Raw genomic sequence first — 14,085 nt, 5'->3', positions numbered from 1 at the left:
AACATAATGAAAAGATTAAAACTTTTATTCCTATTCTCCCTTTTTCAATTTTTTACGCTCGTTGACGCCGCTGCGGCTGAAAATCCCCTTCTTCAGTACCGGGCAGGCCTCGATTTAATCTATACTGACAACGCCATTTATGTTTTCAATACGGCGAACAATACCTCGACGACAACCGGCGATTTTGTTTTTGAACCTTATTTAACCTTCAAAATGAAAAGAAGGGACGCGCTTTTTTCTCAAAAGCTCGTCGTGTATGTTTCGTCCGATATTTTTTCTCGATATTCCCCCTTGAATTATCAAACTTATTCCGTTCTTTTTGAGCAGGGCATCGGAAATAAAGCCTTTCTCAACCTTAAGTACACCTTAATTCCGAATTTAGTCCTCCGGGAAGAAGATATTTCTAGCGGGCAAGGGTCGATTGATACCGGTCTGAACTACCGCCTGCAGGTATTTACGCTTTCTCTGGATAAAGATTTCAGCCAAAGTTATAATTTATATATTTATGAAAAATATACTCTAAAAAATTACAGTACACCCTTTGTTTTTCGAAGCGCGATGGGTCAGACTCTTGGCGTCGATTTGACCCTGCGAATGGACAAACAAACAACCGCCATCGCGGGGTTGGCTTACGAAGTCAGTCAATCCCGGAAAGGTTTCCGGACCCTCGTGGGTTCCACTGTCCCCTTTAACGATGATACCGATTACACGTCTCCAGGGATCGCCTTTTCGGTCACGCATCATGTTTCGCCGGAAGATTATTTCAGGTTGAAGGTTGGATTCAGGAAAAAACATTATACCGCCGACCCGGCTGAGCCCCTCCATGGAGGGCGCGATGACCTGGCGAATAACCTCGCGGGAACCAATTATTTCAAACTCACCCCTAGATGGACCTGGAAAATAGGATATGAATACTTTAGATGGGACTCGAATAAATCTTATGCAAATTATACCGTCAATCGTCTAACGACTGGAATAGATTACCTTTTTAAATGAAAAAGAAAAGTCACGCAAGGCCGGTCATTGGAATCACCCCGGATTTTAACGGAAACCGGAATGAGTTTGGAGGGAAAGAACCCACTTATTTCTTAAGAACTCGTTACGCCGACGCGATATGGGATCTGGGCGGAATACCCGTTCTCCTCCCTTTCTCTGAAAAGAAGAAAGCGACCGAATTGATTTTCTCCAAAATCGACGGACTCCTCTTAACGGGAAGCGGACCCGATCTCCCTCCTTCTTTATACGGCGAGAAACAAAAATTTCGTTTTCCCCTGATTCAACCTTTAAGATTTCAATTTGAAATGGGTTTGTGCCGCCTTGCCTTGAAACATCATAAACCCCTGTTAGGGATCTGCGGGGGCGCTCAGGTGTTCAATGTCGCATTGAAAGGTTCGCTGATCCAGGACATTCCCTCCCAAATTCAAACCTCTCTGGTCCATCGTCAGAAGAAGCCCGCGGTGAAAAAGACCCATCAGGTCAACATTTCCAGGGATTCCCTTCTTTTCAGGATTTTAGGCCAAACGCTTATCACGGTGAATTCTTCCCACCATCAGGCGATTAAAAAACCAGGAAGGAGTTTAAAAATCAACGCACTCTCACCCGATGGCATCGTGGAAGGAATCGAGCATGTCAGCCACCCCTTTGCCATCGGCGTTCAATGGCATCCGGAATGGCTCTATAAAACCGACATTTCATCAAAAAAAATTTTCACAGCCTTCATTCAAGCTGCAAAAGCCTCTAAGAATTAAAGGTAATCGTTTAGTCAACGGTTCTCAAGCGCCTGGAACGCCATTCTCTCCGACGCCGATGAATTTATCCTCATCTCTGGATTTTATATTAAGGTGGGATAATCTAAATTCATCGAAGTCTCCATTCATGGCATACCAAGCACTTTCGTAAATGCTCACCGTTCACTGAAGGGATACTTTTAAATTAAAAATCAAATTTAATTAGACGAAAGTGGAAGAGTATGGACAGGTCCGAAGACCGATAACGGTTGGTCAAATTTATCAGGGTCCCCAACAACCAACAACGTTAATCCATCGGGATGGAGATATTTTTTTGCGACTCTCAAAATGTCCTCTGCCGTCACTTTAGAGACTTCATTTCTGAACTGTTCCATATAATCTTCCGGTAAATGATAATATTCCAGATAAATCTGCCTCGAAACAATTTGAGAGGGCGTCGTGAAGGAAAAAATAAAAGAATTAAGGAAGGAGTCTTTTGCTAACTGAAGTTCTTCCGGGGTAACCGGCGTTTCCTGCATTTTCTTAATATTCTCTTTAATCGCGGAAATAGCCTTTACCGTATTTTTTGACATCGTTTGACAATAAGCAAAAAAGGTCCCCACCTCCATATTTCCAGGATTAAGGGCAGAACCGACAGAATAGGCGAGCCCTTTTTGGGTCCGAACCTCTTTAAATAACCGGCTTGAAAAAGTCTGCCCCCCCAGAATATCGTTCATGATGGATAAAGCATAATAATCGGGATTGCTCTGCTTCACACCCAGGTGACCGATACGGATATAAGATTGGGTAAGGGCCTTTTCAATCTGACTGACGGAAGGTTTAAACTCAACCGGAATGGGTTTAAGGGAGGGAAGGGGCTCTGTTCGCTTTTTCCAGCCGTTGAACTTGTTGGCGATCTTCTGAACCATTTCCTCCTTCTTAAAATCCCCGGTAATTCCCAAAATCATGGCGTCCGGATGAAAATAACGGGAATAAAAATCGACGCAATCCTGGCGTTTAATTCTTGAAACGGTTTCAAGGGTTGCTTCTCTGGCATAAGGTGTTTCCGCTCCATAGAGAAGTTTTGCGAATTCCCGCCCTGCGATGGGCGAAGGGTTGTCGTTCTTTCGGCGAATATTTTCGATTTCTTGATTTTTAAGGATCTCCAGTTTCTCCTCCGAAAATCGGGGACTCATTAAAACATCCGCAAATAAATCAAAGCCTTTGTTAATGTCCCGGGTCAAAACATTTAAGGAGGCATAGCCAGAATCCCCGCCGATTCCCGTGGAAATGCTGGCCGAAAGGTTTTCCAAAATTTCATCGATCTCGTCACCCGTTTTATCGCCGGCTCCGCCCGTTCGCATTAAAGCTCCCGTAAGGGAAGCCAAACCAATCTGATCGGCAGGTTCATAAAAACTTCCAGTCTGAATGGTTGCAGAAATATTGATCAACGGAAGTTCATGATCTTCCAACAGATATAAAATCATTCCGTTGGGTAAAACCAATCTTTCCCCTTTCGGAGGATGAAAATCAAGTGGAGGAAATTTCAAGGGTAAAAATTCAGCGTTTGCCTCAAATGAGAGCAAAAATAACCAAAAAATTATTGAAAAAAAACTAATCTGTTTTTTAAAAGATTCAGATAAATGCATGGATTCAGGGAGCCTTTACTGTAACATCGGGCTTGCTTAAAGTCGCCACGATTTTATTTTTATCGACAAAATACTTCCTGGCAACCCGGATGATATCTTCAGGTTTGACCTTTTCCATCTCCTGTCGAAGTTTCAGGATATATTTCCAATCTCCCGCCACCGCTTCATAATAGGCGAGCTGGCTTGCCAAACCACTGTTCGACTCAAGCGACCGAACGAGATAGCCGTCAAACTGATTAATCATTTTTTGAAATTCAGAAGGAGTGACCGGCTCTTTTTTAAGTAGATTTAATTCCTCATCAATCGCTTTTTCCAGCTCCCCGGGCGAATGAGGGGCGCGAGGCGCGGCAGAAATGACAAAAAGGTTCGGATATTTCTCCCCGGGGGTGGCGGAATCCGTTCCCACCGTTAACGCAATCTGTTTTTGAGTCACCAGATGTTTGTACATTCTTGATGTCCTCCCATCCGAAAGAAGAGAATCGATCATATCAAAGATCATTTGGTCAGGGTCACCGATTCCCGGTTTATGAAAGGCCATCTCAAGGATCGGATTCGCATCATATTCAATATGGACCCGGCGCTCCCCTTCCTGGAGAGGTTCTACCAATGAAACAGGCGGCGGGAGAGAAGGAGCGGAAATTTGACCAAAGGTTTTAGCCATTTCGGCAATCACCTGGTCCGGATGGATATCTCCGACAATCGCAATGACAATATTGTTAATGCCATAATACGTTTTAAAAAATTCTTTAGTCTGTGACGCGGATAAAGACTGAACATCCTGAGTCCACCCGATACCGGGAAGACCGTAAGGGTGAACCCAAAAAGCTGTCCGTAAAAGCGCCTCGTAAAGTTTTCCCCCGGGGGAATTTTCATATCGGAGGCGTCTTTCTTCCAAAACAACCTGTTTTTCCTTATAAAACTCTCTGAGAACCGGATGGGTCATGCGGTCACTCTCGAGCGCAATCCAGAGGGAAAGCCGGTTAGAAGGGAGACTGACCACATATTGGGTCATGTCCTTTCCGGTTGAAGCATTAAACCCTACGGCCCCGTTTCTTCCATAGATTTCACCGATTTCATTTGGAATCGCAAAGGATTCTCCTTTTTTTTCTAAAACATCAAGAGCCTCTTCCAGTTTCTCAATTTTCACGGAGTCTCCCCGGTCGCCCAAGGCCCGTTCCGACTTTAACTGAAAAAAAACCTTTTCCATTTCATCTAAAGCCGGTTTTTCAAGTTTATAGTTTTTGGTTCCGACTTTTTCAGTCCCTTTAAAGGCCATGTGCTCATAAAGATGGGCAATCCCGGTGATTCCGGTCTGCTCGTTAACCGAACCCGCTTTATAGGTAATATTAAAGGAAATGGTTGGAGAGGTATGCCTTTCAACCATCAGCAAAACCAGGCCGTTTTTAAACTCATGTTTGATCACCCGCCGGGACAACTCATCACCCAGAGTAATCGCAGGAGCAGACATCACCAGGCTGGTGACTAAAATAATTGCGGACGTTATCCTAAAAAACATAAGTTCCCCTACTTGATCAATCCGATCAGGCTCAAAATATCATTACAAAAGTAATCCGGCGAGGCTTCTTTTAAACGCTCAGGAAGGGTCAGGCCATAGCCGACCGCACAGGATTTTGCACCCGCACTTCGAGCGGCTAAAATATCATTGACGCCGTCTCCGACCATGAGCGCCCGGTTCGGAGAAATCTCCAGATCATCCATGACGTCGGAAAGCATTTGGGGGTCTGGTTTTAGTTTGCCTCCTGGAACACTTCCCGAGATGAGCGAAAAATGATTTCTGATGCCAAGGCCGTCTATGATTCTGGAAGTATAATCGGCAGGTTTATTGGTCACCACCGCCAGCAGTTTATGTTTAAAATGTTCTAAAACCTTTTCCATGCCAGGATAGAAACGCGTGGTATCAAGCAGGTGATCCATGTAATGTTTTCTAAATACATGGATGGCGTTTTCAAAAACGGGTCCCGATTCAATCCCAATGGCCTTGCCAAGAAGTTTCCTCACGCCATCCCCGATATACCCATAAATGGCCTGATGGTCTTTTTCTGGAAATCCCAGTTCTTTCAAACATAAATTGACCGACCGGGCCAGATCCTCCTTGGTATCGAGGAGGGTCCCGTCGAGATCAAACATCAATAAATCAAATTCTTCCAATTTTTCCTTTCATTCATTTTATGACATTTCCGCAAGAGACTGTTGAAAAAGCTCCAAATGCGAGGCCGCAGCCCCGAAGACAACGCAGACGCACTTAGTCGGTGCGTCGAGGAAGTCAAGAGGCGAGAACAAAGCAGTTGGACTTTTACAACAGTCTCAAGGAATTCTGAGGAAAAAGGGTTCCACTTCGCGGCTACCCTCTTCAACACTGTATTGATTATTGACCTTTTTTGTTTCCCCATCCATATTTTGAACGTTTCGGGGATCCACAATGACCTCTCCCGCGTCATTTAAACGAACCGCCAGACGATCTAACGGCCACACCGTTCCTCCTCCGACGGCGTTTCCACGGCGGTCATAAAGACTCCCGTGATTTTGCTCGACAAACTGATCCCGGTCCGGGATCCACATCACCAAAGCTTTTTGATGAAAAAATTTTTCCGCGGTCTTATCCTTCGCGCTTAAAACGAATAAAACATGGCCTTCCCTGACGATATAGAACTCGTAATCCTTTCTCCACTCCATGTTGACCCCTTCATGAATTTGAGTCAGAGGAGCCGCTTTGACTTCGGCAGGTTCTTTATATTCGACAGTGGGAATTAAAAACTTTATGCCGACCCAGAGAAGACCCAGAAATAAAAGGACAGGAATAACTGTTCCCGTGATTAAGGAAGAAAAACCTTTAGGCACGTCCGGATTTTCTTCTTGGCCTTCCATCAAAACCTCCGGAACAATAATCAGGTTAATATAAGGGAATATTCTTTTCGTTTCAACATTTATTTGCCTTGAATTGGACTTTTGTCATGAGTAGAATACAACTTTCTAAATCTGGAGAAAAGAATGACAAAATCGCAAATTTTATTTCGGAAAGCCCAGGCCTTGATTCCTGGAGGCGTCAACAGCCCTGTTCGGGCTTTTAAGGCCGTTGGGGGGAACCCCTTGTTTATCAAAAAAGCTCAGGGTTCTAAAATTACGGATGAAGATCAACGGACCTATATCGATTATGTCCTTTCATGGGGGCCGATGATCTTGGGGCACTCTCATCCGGTCATTCTCGCGAAAATAAAAAATGCCCTCAAAAATGGAACGAGTTTCGGCGCCCCAACCGCTCTCGAAGTTGAAATGGCTCAGCTCATTCATGCGGCCATCCCTTCGATTGAGATGGTGCGAATGGTCAGCTCAGGAACGGAAGCGGGTTTAAGCGCCCTCCGTTTAGCCAGAGGATACACGAAGCGGGATAAAATCCTGAAGTTTGAAGGGTGCTACCATGGTCATTCAGATAGTCTTCTGGCCAAAGCCGGATCTGGAGTGGCCACTTTAGGGATCCCCGATAGCGCCGGAATCCCGAGGGATTTTGCAAAACATACCCTCACCGTTCCTTATAATGATTTGGACGCCGTTCACAAAGTGATGCAAAAATTTGGTTCACAGCTCGCGGCCGTCATCGTTGAACCGGTCGCGGGGAATATGGGCCTCGTGCCACCCGTTAAAGGATTCCTTCAGGGCTTAAGAGAGCTTTGCGACGACAACGGGAGTTTATTGATTTTTGATGAAGTCATCACCGGATTTAGGGTTTCCTATGGCGGGGCTCAGGAGCTCTATGGGGTTGTTCCCGATTTGACCTGTCTGGGGAAAATTATCGGCGGGGGGCTTCCGGTCGGCGCTTATGGCGGGAGAAGAAAAATCATGGCCCATGTTGCGCCCTCCGGCCCGGTTTATCAGGCAGGAACCTTATCCGGCAATCCTCTCGCCATGACGGCAGGCATTGCTATGCTTAAACTCCTGCGGAAAAAGAACTTATATCGGGATTTGAATGAAAAAACGGCTTTTCTGGTCCGGGAAATTGAAAACGCCGCAAAGAAAGAAAATATTCCTTTTTCCGTGAACAAATTCGGGTCGATGTTTACCTGTTTTTTTACACCCAAAATCGTCATCGATTATCAGTCGGCCAAAAGTTCGGATACCCGGAAATATGGAAAGTTTTTCTCCCTCATGCTGAAAGAAGGAATTTATTTTCCTCCTTCTCAGTTTGAAACGTCGTTCCTCTCGACCGCCCATACCGAAAAAGACCTGGAAAAAACCATTAAAGCAACAAGAAAAGTGTTTAAAAAACTATGATCCAACGAAAAACTACGGTTCGGCTAACCGTCGAGAAGGGGTCAGTGGCCCCCTTCGGGGACTTCCTCCATTGTAATTTTTAGAAGTGGGTCGCAAGCTGTAGCTTTGAAGGCACCGGAGCGTACAAAGTTAGTACGTGAGGATGCGAGGGTGAAGTGACAACGCAGCAAATGGCCCCTTATCGACGGTTAGGAGGCGAGGAGGCCCATGATGCCCCTTCGCATCAAACTAACCGCAATCGCCGCCAGCAGAAGCCCCGCCACTTTCCCCACCGCTCTTGATCCGTTAATGCCTAATACTTTAATAATCCAATCTGCTTCATAAAAAACAAACCAGGCAAAAATGAGGTTAACAAAGATCGAAAATATCACCAACGGAATCGGATAAGATCCCACCAAAACTAACGCCGTCGTCAGGGTCGCCGGTCCGGCGATAATCGGCGTGCCTAACGGGACAATGCCCATGCTCTCCCCGGTTAATATCTTCCTTTCTCCCTGCCTCAGTATTTCTGTGATCGCAAAGATCAAGAGAAGAATCCCTCCGGCAATCATAAAATCTTCTACACGAATGCCGAGAATCAAAAAAACCCACCGGCCGATAAAGATAAACGAGACCGCGACCATAAAGGCGGTAGCGATCGACTGAGTAATAATCTTCTTTTTGGTTTCCTTCGGAAACCCCTCCGTCAGTGTAAAATAAACCGGAAGGACACCCAACACATCAATGGCTACAAACAGGGGAATAAAGGTAAAATAAAACGAGGTCATCATCCGGCTTTACTCAGTATAGCCGAGGACGTCCCGTTCTCTGACCAAAAGAAGTTCTTTCCCTTCGATCTCCACCTGGGTGGAGCCATATTTCTCAAAAAATACCCGCTGGCCCGGCTTAACAACCGTTTTAACAAACTTCTTTTCTTTTTTTTCTTTGGACTTGCCCTTTTTATCGTCCTCTTCCTCTAACTTTCCTTCGCCCACCGCGATAACTTCTCCGGTTTGGGTTTTTTCTTTAGCGCTTTCCGGAAAATAAATTCCCCCTTTACTCTTTTCTACGGTTGAATCCTGGTCAATCAGGATCCAGTCATGTAACGGTCTGAATTTCATCGTTGTTCCTTTCTGATTATTATATTCAGGAGCCTGTGCCACAAAGCTTGCTCGCGAGCGGTCTCGCAGCGAAGCTAAGTTTTTCTCTCCCGAACCCCGCGTTTCGCACCGGCTAAGCCGGCTGCTTCATTTATGAATATTGATTCTTATATAAACGTTACGTTTTTTGTTGCCTGATATCATACTATGAGTTTGAGCATCTTGCAAACAAACCAGGCCATCACCGCACATGCGGGTAGCGTCAAGATCCAGGCCCAAACAATATTGATTCCTATTCCCCATTTCACCGCTGAAAGCCGCCTTGTTGCGCCCACGCCCATAATTGAAGCGCTGATGGTGTGGGTGGTGCTGATCGGAACGCCGATATGGGAAGCCATTTCGATGACTGAGGCCGCGGACATTTCCGCCGCAAAACCATGAACCGGCTTTAACGCAGTAAGTTTCAGGCCTAAAGTACGAATAATTCTCCACCCGCCAAAGGCGGTCCCGACCGCCATGGCGATCGCGCATAAAATAATGACCCAGACAGGAACCCGAAACTCCTTCCAGGAATAAAAACTAACGAGGGCGGCGGTAATAATTCCCATTGATTTTTGCGAATCATTACTTCCATGACTGAAGGCCATGTAAGAGGCGGACAGGATTTGAAGTTTCTGAGAAATGGAGGTCACAGTCGAAGGCGTGCTTTTCTGAAAAAGCCAATAAAGTCCAACCATCACCAGCCAACCGATTGCAAATCCGAAAAGCGGAGAGAGCAACAAAGCAATGAGTATCTTTTTTAGCCCTCCCCAGATGAGTACCTTAAAACCGCCGGTCGCGATTCCAGCCCCGACCAGCGCGGCTAAAAGGGCATGGCTTGAACTGGTGGGCAGACCAAAATACCAGGTAATGAGGTCCCAGATAATGGCCGCGATCAGAGCCGAAATGATGGTCACCTGGGTCACCGCTTCCACCGCGACCAGGCCTGATCCGACCGTTTTGGCCACTTCAGTTCCCGCAAAGGCCCCGATCAGGTTCATGATTGCGGCCATGGAAATACCCATTTTCGGGGTCATCACACGTGTCGAAATCACTGTGGCAATCGCATTGGCAGAGTCATGAAAGCCATTGATGAAATCGAAAATCAGCGCCAGAATAATGACAACAACTAGAAGGTAGACCGGTTCCATCAAGTGTTTTTCAGGGAAATACTTTCCAGGATATTTGAAACATCTTCACAGCGATCGGTCGCTTCTTCAAGATTTTCATAAATTTCTTTCCATTTAAGGATCGTGATCGGATCTTTTTCTTCTTCAAAGAGTTTTGCCAGTGCGTCATTCAACACCCGGTCGGCCTCATTTTCGAGCCGGTTAATTTCTATAAAATGAGCGGAATCGATCTCCCCTTTTCCCAAAAGGGACACGGTTCTGACGACTTCGGCCGTGCACTGGCAAATAATATCGGCCAGGCTTCTGGCCTCGGGAGTCGCCTGGGTGATCTTAAAAATCACCATCTTATTGGCCGCCGCGTCGGTAAGGTCAAGGACATCGTCCAGCGCCCCGGCCAGGGCGTAGATATCCTCGCGGTCTATCGGCGTAATGAAGGTCTTATTCAATTTTTTAATAATTTCGTGGGTGATCGAATCCCCCTGATGCTCGATGTCTTTAACTTCTCTTACCCGCTTTTCGATATCAGCCCCCGGTTCCATCACCTTTTTGATCGCCAATCCGCCCCGGTGAATGTTTTTTGAAGACTCGATAAACAGCTCAAAGAACTTTTCTTCTTTAGGCAAAAAATTAAACATGAAACACCTTATCTTAAATAATCAAAAAATGGATAAAACGTTGATTAAGATACCCCCAAATCAAAAAACAAGCAAGAAATTTTAAAGTGATTTTTAAAGTGATTCCCGGTTTTTTAGCTTGAATCCTCCCGCCGTTTGTCGTACCATCTTTCTACCGTGGCCTTTAAAAGGCTTCACCCACGTGTTTATTCGACACAATCAGCAAACCCGTCAATCATCATGGCTAAGTCTGACAAAATTCTTCTCCGGATTCTACAGGGAACCTCTGATGCCAATATTCGTTTCGATGAATTGTGTCAGTTACTCATAAATATGGGATTTGAAGAACGTATTCGTGGAAGCCACCATATTTTCAGGAAACAGGGCGTGGAGGAGAAAATTAATCTCCAATGTGATGGAAGCAAAGCGAAAATCTATCAAGTGCGTCAAGTTCGCACTATAATTTTAAAATACAAAATTGGAGACAAAGAATGATAGATCGGTACGAAGTCATCATTTACTGGAGCGATGAGGATCAAACTTTTATCGCTGAAGTGCCAGAATTGCCCGGATGTATGGCCCATGGAAACACTCAGGAAATGGCCCTGGTTAACGCAAGAGAGGCAATCCAGTTGTGGATTGATACGGCTAATGAATTTCATGAACCTGTTCCCAAACCAAAGGGACGTCGGTTAATGCTGGCATAAGGTTCCCCCACCTCTCCGTTCGCTCACACCTGCCAGACTAAATCTTTGGTCATTGGGTTGCCCACCCCCAAATCCAAAAACAAGCAAGAAATTTATCTCTTGCCTTAGTACGATTTTTCTGTCTGCTGTTATTCAATGTATATCAATTATATTGACATTGCTATTGTAAATGTTTAGATTAGCAAAAGGTATTTTCCCCATTTTAGTATTACTTATATTCTAAGGAGGTTTTAAATGAACATCGGAAGAACTTTTGTCAATGGAGTCTTTATTATACTTTTTTGCTCAATGACTTTTGGATGTGCAACCTTAAATTCTAGACAGAAGTCAGAACTTGAACAATATAAAGCCCAAGATGGTGTGTATGTAGAAGAAAAAAGCCCTGGAACTGCTACCGCTTTAGGTATTTTGCCGGGAGGAGGCTCTTTTTATACTCGGCAATGGGGGCTTGGAGTCGTAGACCTTTTGCTATGGCCGTTCTCGATTCTCTGGGATCCGATCGCCGGGTATGAAGGTGCCCTGGTCATCAATCATGATGAAACCGTGCTTAGAGCAAAGCAAAAAATGAAAAAAGAACTTGAAGTTGTTGAAGAAAAGCTAGATAAAAAAGAAATTTCTGAAGAAGAATATCGTAGAGAGCGGCATAAAATTGAACAAAAATACTCTGTTGATTAAAGATTTTTTCTCTTAATCAGAAAAATGGCTTCATTTTTCTGATACAAAAAATAAAGAAATATTTTCAGCCCCTTTCCTTAAAAAGAAAGGGGCTTTATTCATAAGCCTGCCTTCCCCTTCCTGTCATTTTCTTGTTTGTCTCCTTCTTTTGGAAAGGGATTTTTCTTAAGAAAGAAAAACTTAATTAATCCAACATCATTTTTTTACAAACATAGTTTTATCGTTTTGTGAACTTAACCGGCTTAGTTCCCGGCCGATATCCGCTCCCGAATCCATTTTCATTACGATCAGATTGTGATCATCTAACCGAATTTGATGTCCGGTCTGCTGGGCTACCGTTCGTTGGATGGATTCCCGATTAAGGATTTCTAGCTTTACTTTTATAATCTCCTCTCCAGCGCCCTGCTCCGGGTTTAGCGCTTTACCCTCTATTTTCAAATGTCTTCTTTGACCCGAAGGCATGTAAATGGCGCCATTATTGAAATCAACGGCAAAGGCAACTACGCCTGGTATGATGAAAAATAACAGTCCGACTGCATCCAGTGCGGCTACAGCGATATCAATCTGACCAGACTTTTGACCCTGCCTCTCCGGGTAAAGAATTGTTCCACAGGAAACAACCTCCAGTAAAATAGCCATAGACAAGATACCTGATATGAATCTCTTTGAACATTTCTTAATGACACTTTTCATGTTAGTTCATGCCTCCATACCAAAGGGTAACTCCAGCTAGTCCAGCACACTATTTTAGCCAGACCTAACCTTTCTATAAATCTATCTCCGAAACACAAGATGTCAAGTCGTGCAGGATGAAAAGCGTAACTCCGAAGGCTTTTGCCTTATATTAGAATGGCACCAGGTTTTCTCTTTTGCCCTCACCCAGCCTCTCTCGTAAGGGGGAGAGAAGACCTTTACTTTAAGATGTCCGTTAATTTATATCCGGATGTCTGAATATCAAGACGAAATTGAAGTCGAATCCATCCGAGAATGCTCTGAAATTCTTATCAATAAAGAGTTTTCGTGTTCTTCGAACAAGATTAACCGGAAACTACTGACTTGCCATATCCAATAGTAAGGACAGATAATTAACAAAATTGTTAATTATCTGTCCTTAGTTCAAAAACTGTTGATTAAAAAAGAAATAAAATAAAAGTGATTTTTCTTTTCAATCCTGAAGAAGTAAGATAAACTCATCCTACATAAAAAGGGGATGTGGGTATGATCAAAACTTTTTTTTGGCTGGTGTTTTCCGTTATCACGTTTGGGATGGGGTATTATTTCGGGGAAAAACAGTCGTTTCACCTCCCTCATTCATTCTCCGGAATACAATCCGAAATTTCTTCGCAGACTTCGCACCTTGACCACACGATCAAAGGCATTCGTCTCTGGATGGCGCTGAATGATTCCAAAGATCATTTGACTTTGGCTTCTGCGGCCCTGGATGAAAAAAATTTCGGGAGCGCGGTTAACGAGGTAAAAGAAGCCCGGACTAAACTGGAAAAAGCGGAAGGTCTCTCGCAGGGTGAGTTAAAAAAACAGCTTCGGCCATTAAATCAACTGATTTCTGAGACAGAGGTGAGCCTCGCGCAACTTAATCCGAAAGCTAAAAAACAGGTCGAAAGCGCCAAACAAACCCTCGAAAAAATCATTTCTAAATAGACTATATGTTAGGCTAAAGAATATTGAGGATATGTTCCTCTTCAGCGACCTCTTCGAAATTTGTTTACCCTTCCATCATGTCTGTTAAGACAGGTGGTAAATTTCGGAGCCGGAGCAGAGAGGAATATAGCCTCAATATTCGAACGATAGAAAGTTATATAATGGCGCTCTATTCCTTTTGGCGTTTGAAAAAACAAAGGAAAGGGAAAGGGGCGTTTTCTTTATAGTGGATATAGACCAGTTCCCATCCTTCTACGCCAATAAAATTAAGCTGATTTGCCATTTGGACATCACTGAGTTCCTCTACCCGATATTCCCAAACCATGATCAAGCCTCTTCATTGATTTCTTTAAAATAAAGGGCCTGTTTGCCGTTGGGTTTTGAAAGGTTTGAGGGTTGGGGTTTCCCCAACAGGAACTGCCTTAACCGTTTATTTCTGATTTCCCGTTTTATCGTTTCGACCATTTTTTTTGCCGCCGTTTCTCCAGCCAGGTAGCATTCAAGCCCCCTATGAAACTC

Annotated in this window: 17 protein-coding genes; 6 read left to right on the top strand and 11 right to left on the bottom strand. The window is 44.4% G+C overall.

Annotated features, from left to right (window positions below; translation table 11 throughout):
* Window positions 1–6: 6 nt before the first annotated feature.
* Together HYR79_03855 and HYR79_03850 are read left to right on the top strand one after the other, a co-directional pair.
* The gene (locus tag HYR79_03855; protein ID MBI1820826.1) at window positions 7–996 is read left to right on the top strand and encodes a hypothetical protein; all 990 of its coding nucleotides are present in this window, start codon (window positions 7–9) and stop codon (window positions 994–996) included.
* On the top strand, window positions 993–1,748 hold the full coding sequence (locus HYR79_03850) for a gamma-glutamyl-gamma-aminobutyrate hydrolase family protein (GenBank protein ID MBI1820825.1): 756 nt from the start codon (window positions 993–995) through the stop codon (window positions 1,746–1,748). The genes HYR79_03855 and HYR79_03850 overlap by 4 nt, the downstream gene beginning before the upstream one ends.
* A 197-nt stretch (window positions 1,749–1,945) precedes the next feature.
* Here HYR79_03850 and HYR79_03845 read toward each other — a convergent pair whose 3' ends face one another.
* The 4 genes from HYR79_03845 to HYR79_03830 all read right to left on the bottom strand — a co-directional run bounded on the left by HYR79_03845 (window position 1,946) and on the right by HYR79_03830 (window position 6,262).
* On the bottom strand, window positions 1,946–3,277 hold the full coding sequence (locus HYR79_03845; GenBank protein ID MBI1820824.1) for an insulinase family protein: 1,332 nt from the start codon (window positions 3,275–3,277) through the stop codon (window positions 1,946–1,948).
* A gap of 103 nt (window positions 3,278–3,380) precedes the next feature.
* A complete protein-coding gene (locus HYR79_03840) occupies window positions 3,381–4,892 on the bottom strand; it encodes an insulinase family protein (protein ID MBI1820823.1) in 1,512 nt (503 codons plus the stop codon).
* A gap of 8 nt (window positions 4,893–4,900) precedes the next feature.
* Entirely contained in the window at window positions 4,901–5,545 is a 645-nt protein-coding gene (locus HYR79_03835) for an HAD-IA family hydrolase (GenBank protein MBI1820822.1), read from the bottom strand.
* Between the two features lie 156 nt (window positions 5,546–5,701).
* On the bottom strand, window positions 5,702–6,262 hold the full coding sequence (locus HYR79_03830) for a hypothetical protein (GenBank protein MBI1820821.1): 561 nt from the start codon (window positions 6,260–6,262) through the stop codon (window positions 5,702–5,704).
* 123 nt (window positions 6,263–6,385) lie between these two features.
* Here HYR79_03830 and hemL point away from each other — a divergent pair, with 123 nt between their 5' ends.
* Window positions 6,386–7,663 carry a glutamate-1-semialdehyde 2,1-aminomutase gene (gene hemL, locus HYR79_03825; GenBank protein MBI1820820.1) on the top strand — a complete coding sequence of 426 codons (1,278 nt, stop codon included), beginning with the start codon at window positions 6,386–6,388 and terminating at the stop codon, window positions 7,661–7,663.
* Window positions 7,664–7,851: 188 nt separating this feature from the next.
* On the opposite strand, the gene HYR79_03820 is transcribed toward hemL, so the two are convergent.
* The 4 genes from HYR79_03820 to HYR79_03805 all read right to left on the bottom strand — a co-directional run bounded on the left by HYR79_03820 (window position 7,852) and on the right by HYR79_03805 (window position 10,546).
* Window positions 7,852–8,433 (bottom strand): MarC family protein, encoded by a 582-nt coding sequence (locus tag HYR79_03820; protein MBI1820819.1) that lies wholly within the window; start codon window positions 8,431–8,433, stop codon window positions 7,852–7,854.
* Window positions 8,434–8,439: 6 nt separating this feature from the next.
* A complete protein-coding gene (locus tag HYR79_03815; GenBank protein MBI1820818.1) occupies window positions 8,440–8,763 on the bottom strand; it encodes a co-chaperone GroES in 324 nt (107 codons plus the stop codon).
* A 179-nt stretch (window positions 8,764–8,942) separates the two neighbouring features.
* Complete coding sequence (locus HYR79_03810) at window positions 8,943–9,932, bottom strand: inorganic phosphate transporter (GenBank protein MBI1820817.1); 990 nt, start codon at window positions 9,930–9,932, stop codon at window positions 8,943–8,945.
* Window positions 9,932–10,546, bottom strand: a complete 615-nt coding sequence (locus HYR79_03805) for a DUF47 domain-containing protein (GenBank protein ID MBI1820816.1) — start codon at window positions 10,544–10,546, stop codon at window positions 9,932–9,934. Before HYR79_03805 ends, HYR79_03810 begins: the two co-directional genes overlap by 1 nt.
* Window positions 10,547–11,019: 473 nt before the next feature.
* On the opposite strand from HYR79_03805, the gene HYR79_03800 reads away from it, so the two are divergent.
* Window positions 11,020–11,232, top strand: coding sequence for a type II toxin-antitoxin system HicB family antitoxin (locus HYR79_03800; protein ID MBI1820815.1), 213 nt, complete (start codon window positions 11,020–11,022; stop codon window positions 11,230–11,232).
* Between the two features lie 288 nt (window positions 11,233–11,520).
* Window positions 11,521–11,907, top strand: coding sequence for a hypothetical protein (locus tag HYR79_03795; protein MBI1820814.1), 387 nt, complete (start codon window positions 11,521–11,523; stop codon window positions 11,905–11,907).
* 195 nt (window positions 11,908–12,102) lie between these two features.
* Here the strand turns inward: HYR79_03795 and HYR79_03790 are convergent, their stop codons facing one another.
* A complete protein-coding gene (locus tag HYR79_03790) occupies window positions 12,103–12,600 on the bottom strand; it encodes a polyribonucleotide nucleotidyltransferase (protein MBI1820813.1) in 498 nt (165 codons plus the stop codon).
* 525 nt (window positions 12,601–13,125) lie between these two features.
* Between HYR79_03790 and HYR79_03785 the strand changes: the two genes are divergently transcribed.
* Window positions 13,126–13,566, top strand: a complete 441-nt coding sequence (locus HYR79_03785; GenBank protein MBI1820812.1) for a hypothetical protein — start codon at window positions 13,126–13,128, stop codon at window positions 13,564–13,566.
* Between the two features lie 169 nt (window positions 13,567–13,735).
* Here the strand turns inward: HYR79_03785 and HYR79_03780 are convergent, their stop codons facing one another.
* Window positions 13,736–13,891: a hypothetical protein gene (locus tag HYR79_03780; protein ID MBI1820811.1), complete on the bottom strand. Its 156-nt coding sequence runs from the start codon at window positions 13,889–13,891 to the stop codon at window positions 13,736–13,738.
* A 2-nt stretch (window positions 13,892–13,893) separates the two neighbouring features.
* Window positions 13,894–14,085 (bottom strand): hypothetical protein (locus HYR79_03775; GenBank protein MBI1820810.1); only part of this gene is annotated, 192 nt, incomplete at its 5' end.

The sequence above is a fragment of the Nitrospirota bacterium genome (assembly GCA_016178585.1).
Lineage (GTDB): Bacteria > Nitrospirota > Nitrospiria > JACQBW01 > JACQBW01 > JACOTA01.
The sequence above is the reverse complement of the archived record's forward strand: the minus strand, read 5'-3'. Positions and strand labels throughout refer to the sequence as shown.

Coding starts and splice junctions, on each gene's coding strand:
- HYR79_03795 (MBI1820814.1), top strand. CDS start 11,521: ATGACTTTTGGATGTGCAACCTTAAATTCTAGACAGAAGTCAGAACTT.
- HYR79_03790 (MBI1820813.1), bottom strand. CDS start 12,600: ATGAAAAGTGTCATTAAGAAATGTTCAAAGAGATTCATATCAGGTATC.
- HYR79_03840 (MBI1820823.1), bottom strand. CDS start 4,892: ATGTTTTTTAGGATAACGTCCGCAATTATTTTAGTCACCAGCCTGGTG.
- HYR79_03830 (MBI1820821.1), bottom strand. CDS start 6,262: ATGGAAGGCCAAGAAGAAAATCCGGACGTGCCTAAAGGTTTTTCTTCC.
- HYR79_03850 (MBI1820825.1), top strand. CDS start 993: ATGAAAAAGAAAAGTCACGCAAGGCCGGTCATTGGAATCACCCCGGAT.
- HYR79_03815 (MBI1820818.1), bottom strand. CDS start 8,763: ATGAAATTCAGACCGTTACATGACTGGATCCTGATTGACCAGGATTCA.
- hemL (MBI1820820.1), top strand. CDS start 6,386: ATGACAAAATCGCAAATTTTATTTCGGAAAGCCCAGGCCTTGATTCCT.
- HYR79_03855 (MBI1820826.1), top strand. CDS start 7: ATGAAAAGATTAAAACTTTTATTCCTATTCTCCCTTTTTCAATTTTTT.
- HYR79_03805 (MBI1820816.1), bottom strand. CDS start 10,546: ATGTTTAATTTTTTGCCTAAAGAAGAAAAGTTCTTTGAGCTGTTTATC.
- HYR79_03810 (MBI1820817.1), bottom strand. CDS start 9,932: ATGGAACCGGTCTACCTTCTAGTTGTTGTCATTATTCTGGCGCTGATT.
- HYR79_03780 (MBI1820811.1), bottom strand. CDS start 13,891: ATGGTTTGGGAATATCGGGTAGAGGAACTCAGTGATGTCCAAATGGCA.
- HYR79_03820 (MBI1820819.1), bottom strand. CDS start 8,433: ATGATGACCTCGTTTTATTTTACCTTTATTCCCCTGTTTGTAGCCATT.
- HYR79_03785 (MBI1820812.1), top strand. CDS start 13,126: ATGATCAAAACTTTTTTTTGGCTGGTGTTTTCCGTTATCACGTTTGGG.